We start from the raw sequence: 8,299 nt of genomic DNA on the forward strand, positions 1-8,299 counted from the left end.
ACTGCCATGGAGGCTCCAAATATGTCTCGCTCCATTGATAGCCAGCTCAACGAATCCTTTAGGGATGCACTGGTCGCTTATTACCTGGGTGAGGTGGTTCCCAATTCCCCTTTACTGAGGAGTCTTGGTCTGGACCAACGCCTGAAAACTGCCAACGATCTGTATGAGTTTTTTCTGATCGACAATCAGGTCATCAATGAAGTCGAAACCAGTTATGTGGCCTCTGCCATTGGCAGTATTCAGCAGTTCATCAACGGAGCATTGATGGGCATGGAGCCGGGTTATGACTTGCTGCGACCCACCGAAGCAAACTTCGTCGAATGGCGCGAGCGCAGCAGCCAGTACCCGATCTGGGCCGCCAACATGCAATTGGCGCTCTACCCGGAAACCTTCATTTCCCCGGCCTTGCGGTTGAAGAAATCCGGTTACTTTGAAAATCTGGAAAACGATATCAACCAGAACAAGATCAGTATCGATACGACACAGGAAGCCGTGAAATCCTACCTCGCCAGTTTCGAGGAAGTGGCAAACCTGACGGTGATCAATGGCTATATCGACACTGAGCGCTTTGCAGAGGGCAAGTATTACTTCATTGGCCGGTCTCGTGCCGAGAATATCTATTACTGGCGCATGGTCGATATGAACGAGCGCGCCTACAAGGAAGGCACTGAAGGCCCGAAATATGACTACCCGACACCCGGCGCCTGGTCGGACTGGAAGCGGGCAGAGATCGGGGTCAATGCCAATACGATTGAGCGCACCCTTCGCCCGGTATTCTTCAATAACCGGCTGTTTGTGACCTGGGTGGATATGATTCCTGTCTCCGAAGAGATTGAAGTCACACTGCCGACAGAAAGTATCAAACCCGGTACAGATGGCAGCATTCCCATTATCCCGCCACCCCCACCGACATCCACCCCCAAGGTGCGTCTGCTATTCAATATGTCGTACAAGAAATATGACGACTCCTGGAGCGCACCGCTGATTTACATGGATGTCACGTCGCTCAAAACCTTTACCTTTGCAGACAAGCCGGTCAACCTTGAAACCGATCTGAACAGCATTGCTGTCTTTGACGTTTCTGCGTCGCCGGAATCCCTGTTTATCGCCATCTATGCCGGTGAACATCTGGTCAGTGGCGATACGGATGGATCCACTTCAGATTATGCATTGCTGGAAACCGCGTTTGTTGACAAGAACTTCAACAAGGAAAGATCGTTCCCCAAAGATGGTTACGTGGAAGAAAATTACAATGGAGCAGATGCAGAGCCTAATGAAAGCCGCATTCGTAAAACCTGCTGGGCGCTGGCACTCAAAAACAAAGGAAATTTTCAGTTCACATGGAGTGTTCACATTGGTTTAAAACCCATTATTACCAAACCAGCACTTCCTGGGTCTGCCGACTGGGACTACAACGGTTGGCAGTCCCGGATACGGGCGATGGAAGATCCGGCTATACAACAGCCTACCCTTGACCATGCCAGCTCTACGATACGCTTAACATCCGATATCAATGCCGACATCATCCCGGAAAGCGGTGATAATGCTCCTGAACCGATGACCATTGATATAACTTTTCACTTCAGAGGCGCCCCCCACACTAACTTGCATTTAATAGTAGGCAAAAAAGAAGGCATTTACAACAAACTACTGCCAGGCTCACTCATTACCTTTCTGCCTACAGAGGCAGTACCTAATTTTTTATCCGTTCAGTTTTCCGCTTATATAAGCCATGACATCCGTCTACCTATAGAACTAATCGACTTCATAAGAAACCCAAACCACCTACCCTATGTATTCGGTATAGATTCAAGAACGATCGACGCTACAGACGGCTATATAAACCATTACCTTACCCGACTAGTCAGGCATGAGACCCTTTATGACATAGACGATATCAAGGCAGGGCTTGTCATGATGGAGCTACTAATACCCTTCCAATGCAACGTCACCATTGAAGCGTCTAATACAAACCCTGAAATTACTCTCCATCAGTACATGAGCCACCCTCAAAACATGGCACTGCCTTATGGCCCTCAAAAAATCATCACTAAAACGCAAGACCACGAAAATCTGTTCACACCCACTCCCCAATCCATAACAATCCCCTTTAATAAAGCAACATTACTGCCAACATTACCCGCCACTTTTATGGAGGGTTCAAAAAAATTCTACATTACCCACGGCGTCGGGATTAACACTAAAAAAGACCAGGAATGGATTGGCTCCGCCATCAAATCCACCGAAATAGAACTCACCTGGGAATCCGAAGGCGGCGTCGACCCTATCGCCCCCAAAATCAACAAGCGCACCGATCCACTGCTGGGCATCGCCGAATACATCGACTTCTCTGCCTCCACCATAAAATTCAGCGACGGTTCCTCCAGCGACGAGCGCGACCCGATCCGCATGAACACCCTGTTTGCCCGTGAATTGATCAACAAGGCCAATATCGCCCTGGAAGCGCTGTTGTCCTGGGGTACTCAGCAGTTGCCGGAACCACCGATTGGCGAAGAAACCGCCCCCAGCAAGATGGACTTCAAAGGGGCCAACGGCCTGTACTTCTGGGAGCTGTTCCTGCATCTGCCGTTCATGATTTCCCACCGCCTGAATCTGGAGCTGCGGCTCAACGAAGCCGAGTTCTGGCTGGGATTCATCTTCGATCCGGGACGCAAGGAAAACTCCAGCACCGGCGCGCCAGCCTACTGGAATGTCCGCCCGCTGACCGAGCTGCCGGACCCGGACTATTTCATGCGTGCCCCCATCGACCCGGATGGCATCGCCGCCAGCGACCCGGTCCGTTATCAAAAGGCCGTCTACTTCCACTACATCAAGAACCTGATCGACCGTGGCGACATGGCCTATCGACAAGTGACGCCCGACAGCCTTGGCGAAGCCAAGCTGTGGTACGTGCGCATCCTCGACCTGCTCGGCCCGCGGCCCGATGCCGTGATCACCAGCCAGTGGACACCGATCAAACTGGGGGATCTGGCCGGAGCCAGTAACCCTGGCCTGCGCGAGTTCGAGACGCAACTGATCGAACAGGAGCAACAAGTCCGCGCCAGCGCAGCGGCCAACGAAGGCAAGGCAGTGATCAGCTTCACTCAGCCGTCACTGCGCCTGAGCACCTTTGGCAGCGACCCGACACTGGTGGAGGAAGACAACGGCCACTTCATCGTCCCCATGAATGCCGAGTTGACCAGGTACTGGGACATGGTCGAATCGCGTCTGTACAACCTGCGCCACAACCTGACCCTGGATGGCAAACCCTTGTCTCTGCCGCTGTTTGCCGCGCCTCTGGACCCTCGCGCCCTGCTCGCCGCCTACGCCAATGGCGCCACCGAAGGCGGTGCGGGCAGCCTGCTGGCCCAGGAAATTCCGCACTACCGCTACGCGGTGATGTTCAACCGGGCAAGTAGCGCAGTGGATAACCTGATCCAGTTCGGCAATACCCTGCTGTCGATCATCGAACGCAAGGAACAAGGGCAGTTGATGGAACTGCAACAGCAGCAGGTCTGGGAATTCGCGCAGTACGCCATCGACTTGCAGCTGGAGGCGCAGAAGGTCGAAATCGAAGCGCGCAAGGCGCTGCAAGCCGGCAAAGCCATAGCCGATGCCCGGGCCAGCTTCTACAGCAAACTGGCGGAAGAAAACGTCACTGACACAGAGATCATTGCTGCTGCATCCCATATGGGTGCCAAGGTGTTCAGCGGGGTGGCGGCCATCTCGTCAACTGCCGCCGCGGCGATGAAAGTAGTTCCCAACCATGGGGGAGCTCATGGTGGCCTGATTGGCGGGATGGCCGTCGGAGCAGCAGCAGGCGGCGCTGTAGGTGGTTTTGAAATAGAGGGCATTCCCGAGATGGTCGCCATCGGCGCGCAAGCTCTCGCCACACTCGAAGATAGTATCGGTGACGCTCTGGAACGAGCGGAAATATTACGCCGCCGCCAGCAGGAGTGGGTCAATGCATACCAACAGGCGCATCTGGAATCCGAACAGATCGTCGCACAACTGGCCGTGCATGACGCCCAGGCTCGCGTCACCGCCTTGCAGTTGCGTCAGGCTCAGGAAGCCAGACTGCAGGCCGAAGTCGTTTATGCATTTCTCAACAAACGCTTTACCAATAGCCAGCTGTACCAATGGCTCAACGGCCAGTTCTCGACTTTTTACTATCAAGCCTACGACGCCACGTTCTCTTTGTGCCTGGCCGCCCAAGCCTGTTGGCAATACGAAATTGCCGACTACTCCACCACTTTCATTCAGCCCGCCGCCTGGAAAGACACTTGGCGTGGCCTGACCGCCGGCGAATCGCTCAAGCTGGACCTGTTGCGCATGGATGCGGCGTACCTGGCACGCAACGACCGCAAGCTGGAAATCCTCAAGACGCTGTCGGTGAAGCAGTTGCCTGTCTCCACCGAAGAAGAGCCCAGCATCAACGTCGGCTGGGATGCCGTGGTCGCCCGTCTGGCAGAGGAAGGCATCGCCGAATTCGAAATCACCCAGGCGATGCTCGACGCCGACTATCCCGGCCACTATCTACGCCGCATCAAGCGCGTCAGCGTTTCGCTGCCGGTGACCGTCGGCCCTTATCAGGACATTCGCGCCACCCTCACGCAAACCTATAACGCCGTGCAGATGAATGGCCCGCAAGGGGCACCGAAGGAAAACATGCGCGCCAGCCAGCAGATTGCAGTGTCGACCGGCGTCGACGACGACGGCCTGTTCGTTTTCAACTTCGATGACGAGCGTTACCTGCCCTTTGAAGGCACCGGAGCAATTTCACGCTGGGCCTTGAAGTTCAGTGCCAGCCAGGAGGACATGATCGCTGCGATTACCGACATCATCGTCCACGTACGCTACACCGCGAAAAGCCGCTAATGAAGACGTCAGTAATGCCGTCATGGCGGCCAATAGCTGAGTACTGAACGAACGGATCTTCATCAATTGCCATGGAGGCTCCAAATATGTCTCGCTCCATTGATAGCCAGCTCAACGAATCCTTTCGGGATGCACTGGTCGCTTATTACCTAGGTGAGGTGGTTCCCAATTCCCCTTTACTGAGGAGTCTGGGTCTGGACCAACGCCTGAAAACTGCCAACGATCTGTATGAGTTTTTCCTGATCGACAATCAGGTCATCAATGAAGTCGAAACCAGTTACGTGGCCTCAGCCATCGGCAGTATTCAGCAGTTCATCAACGGAACATTGATGGGCATGGAGCCCGGCTATGACCTGTTGCAACCCACCGAAGCAAACTTCGTCGAATGGCGCGAGCGCAGCAGCCAGTACCCGATCTGGGCCGCCAACATGCAACTGGCGCTCTACCCGGAAACCTTCATTTCCCCGGCCTTGCGGTTGAAGAAATCCGGTTACTTCAAAAATCTGGAAAACGATATCAACCAGAACAAGATCAGTATCGATACGACACAGGAAGCCGTGAAGTCCTACCTCGCCAGTTTCGAGGAAGTGGCGAACCTGACCATCATCAATGGTTATATCGATACGGAGCGTTTTGCTGAAGGCAAGTATTACTTCATTGGCAAGTCTCGCGCCGAGAATATCTATTACTGGCGCACGGTCGATATGAACGAGCGGGCCTACAAGGAAGGCACTGAAGGCCCCAAACACGACTACCCGACGCCTGGTGCATGGTCGGACTGGAAGCGGGCAGAAATCGGGGTCAATGCCAATACTCTGGAGCGCACCCTTCGCCCGGTATTTTTCAATAACCGGCTGTTCGTGACCTGGGTGGATATGATTCCTGTGTCGGAAGAGATTGAAGTGACACTGCCAACAGAAAGTATCAAACCCGGTACAGATGGCAGCATTCCCATTATTCCGCCACCCCCACCGACATCCACCCCCAAGGTGCGCCTGCTCTTCAATATCTCGTACAAGAAATATGATGACTCCTGGAGCGCACCACTGATTTACATGGACATCACGTCACTCAAAACTTTTACCCGGGCAGGCAAGACGGTCAACCTTGAAAACGATCTGAACAGCATTGCCGTGTTTGATCTTTCAGCTTCACCGGAATCCCTGTTTATCGCGATCTATGCCGGTGAACATCTGGTCAGTGGTGATATGGACGGATCCACCTCAGATTACGCACTGCTTGAAACCGCGTTAATTGACAAAAACTTCAATAAGGAAAGATCGTTTCCCAAAGACGGTTTTGTCGATGACAACTATGACAGTACAAAAGCCGAACCTAATGAAAATCAAATTCGTAAAATCTGTTGGGCACTGGCACTGAAGAACAAGGGGAATTTTCAGTTTACGTGGAATATCCGTATCGGATTCAAAACTGTAAAAACAACTGCTCCCACACCCGAGAGCCCGTGGTGGAATTATGAAAGCCTTCAAGAAAAAATAGAAAACATGGAGCCAAAATACTCCCCGACCATTGACTATGCACTATCAACAATCAGACTTACTACGGCCATAAGCTCCGACATACAAATACCCATCGAGACTATGGATATCGAATTCACCAATGATACCATGGGTGTATGGAAACTCACGCTAGTACTCGCACCTCGCGAAGAAGGACTGGTGAGACTTGCTACAGGATCCACACTTCATATAGAGCCATTAGTCAGCCTGGAAAGTCACATCTCGTTCGACATGCTTTACAACAATGAAGAGCTGTTTTTAGGGCTTATGAACTTTCTGCTCGACCCTGACCACTCGCATTACAGTGTCAAGACTGTCGCGGGCAAGGTAACTACAGTAGATCTTGAAAACGGGTTTGTCATGCCCAGCACCATTGATATTCTAATGGGTAACACGGCCATTGACCCAACACTCATAACATCAGGATGTATAAACCTGCTGGACTCCGAAACAACACACACCTACAGCGCATCTTATGGGCCACTGGAAGGATATACACACTACAGTTTAAATCAAGAGTTCATGATACCTCTGGACATGAAGCTTCCATACGCCGACCAAAAAAAAATCAAATACAGTGCCCCCCAAGACTCGTTAATCAGCCCGAGTCTTTTCACCGTTGATATACCTTTTGACAAGTCTACCCTGCTCCCAAAACTGGAAGGCACCACATTTATCGAAAACCAAAAAAAATTCTATATAACTCATGGAACAGGAGTAGATGAAAAAAGCTCGGGGGAGAGTGTAGGTGACGCAATGAAGTCCACCGAAATAGAACTCACCTGGGAATCCGAAGGCGGCGTCGACCCTATCGCCCCCAAAATCAACAAACGCACCGATCCACTGCTGGGCATCGCCGAATACATCGACTTCTCTGCCTCCACCATAAAATTCAGCGACGGTTCCTCCAGCGACGAGCGCGACCCGATCCGCATGAACACCCTGTTTGCCCGTGAATTGATCAACAAGGCCAATATCGCCCTGGAAGCGCTGTTGTCCTGGGGTACTCAGCAGTTGCCGGAACCACCGATTGGCGAAGAAACCGCCCCCAGCAAGATGGACTTCAAAGGGGCCAACGGCCTGTACTTCTGGGAGCTGTTCCTGCATCTGCCATTCATGATCTCCCACCGCCTGAATCTGGAGCTGCGGCTCAACGAAGCCGAGTTCTGGCTGGGATTCATCTTCGATCCGGGACGCAAGGAAAACTCCAGCACCGGCGCGCCAGCCTACTGGAATGTCCGCCCGCTGACCGAGCTGCCGGACCCGGACTATTTCATGCGTGCCCCCATCGACCCGGATGGCATCGCCGCCAGCGACCCGGTCCGTTATCAAAAGGCCGTCTACTTCCACTACATCAAGAACCTGATCGACCGTGGCGACATGGCCTATCGACAAGTGACGCCCGACAGCCTTGGCGAAGCCAAGCTGTGGTACGTGCGTATCCTCGACCTGCTCGGCCCGCGGCCCGATGCCGTGATCACCAGCCAGTGGACACCGATCAAACTGGGGGATCTGGCCGGAGCCAGTAACCCTGGCCTGCGCGAGTTCGAGACGCAACTGATCGAACAGGAGCAACAAGTCCGCGCCAGCGCAGCGGCCAACGAAGGCAAGGCAGTGATCAGCTTCACTCAGCCGTCGCTGCGCCTGAGCACCTTTGGCAGCGACCCGACACTGGTGGAGGAAGACAACGGCCACTTCATCGTGCCCATGAATGCCGAGCTGACCAGGTACTGGGACATGGTCGAATCGCGTCTGTACAACCTGCGCCACAACCTGACCCTGGATGGCAAACCCTTGTCTCTGCCGCTGTTTGCCGCGCCTCTGGACCCTCGCGCCCTGCTCGCCGCCTACGCCAATGGCGCCACCGAAGGCGGTGCGGGCAGCCTGCTGGCCCAGGAAAC

2 protein-coding genes are annotated in these 8,299 nt (G+C 53.5%); both read left to right on the top strand.

Annotated elements, in window-relative coordinates; genetic code table 11:
* Positions 1-21: 21 nt before the first annotated feature.
* Positions 22-4,878: a neuraminidase-like domain-containing protein gene (locus CKW23_RS20280; protein ID WP_095068202.1), complete on the top strand. Its 4,857-nt coding sequence runs from the start codon at positions 22-24 to the stop codon at positions 4,876-4,878.
* Between the two features lie 86 nt (positions 4,879-4,964).
* Positions 4,965-8,299 (top strand): neuraminidase-like domain-containing protein (locus CKW23_RS26515; protein ID WP_095068203.1); only part of this gene is annotated, 3,335 nt, incomplete at its 3' end.

Source organism: Pseudomonas sp. Irchel 3A18, assembly GCF_900187465.1.
GTDB lineage: Bacteria > Pseudomonadota > Gammaproteobacteria > Pseudomonadales > Pseudomonadaceae > Aquipseudomonas > Aquipseudomonas cichorii.

Excerpts from the sequence above, each read along its gene's own strand:
- CKW23_RS20280 (WP_095068202.1), top strand. The coding sequence starts at position 22 with ATGTCTCGCTCCATTGATAGCCAGCTCAACGAATCCTTTAGGGATGCA.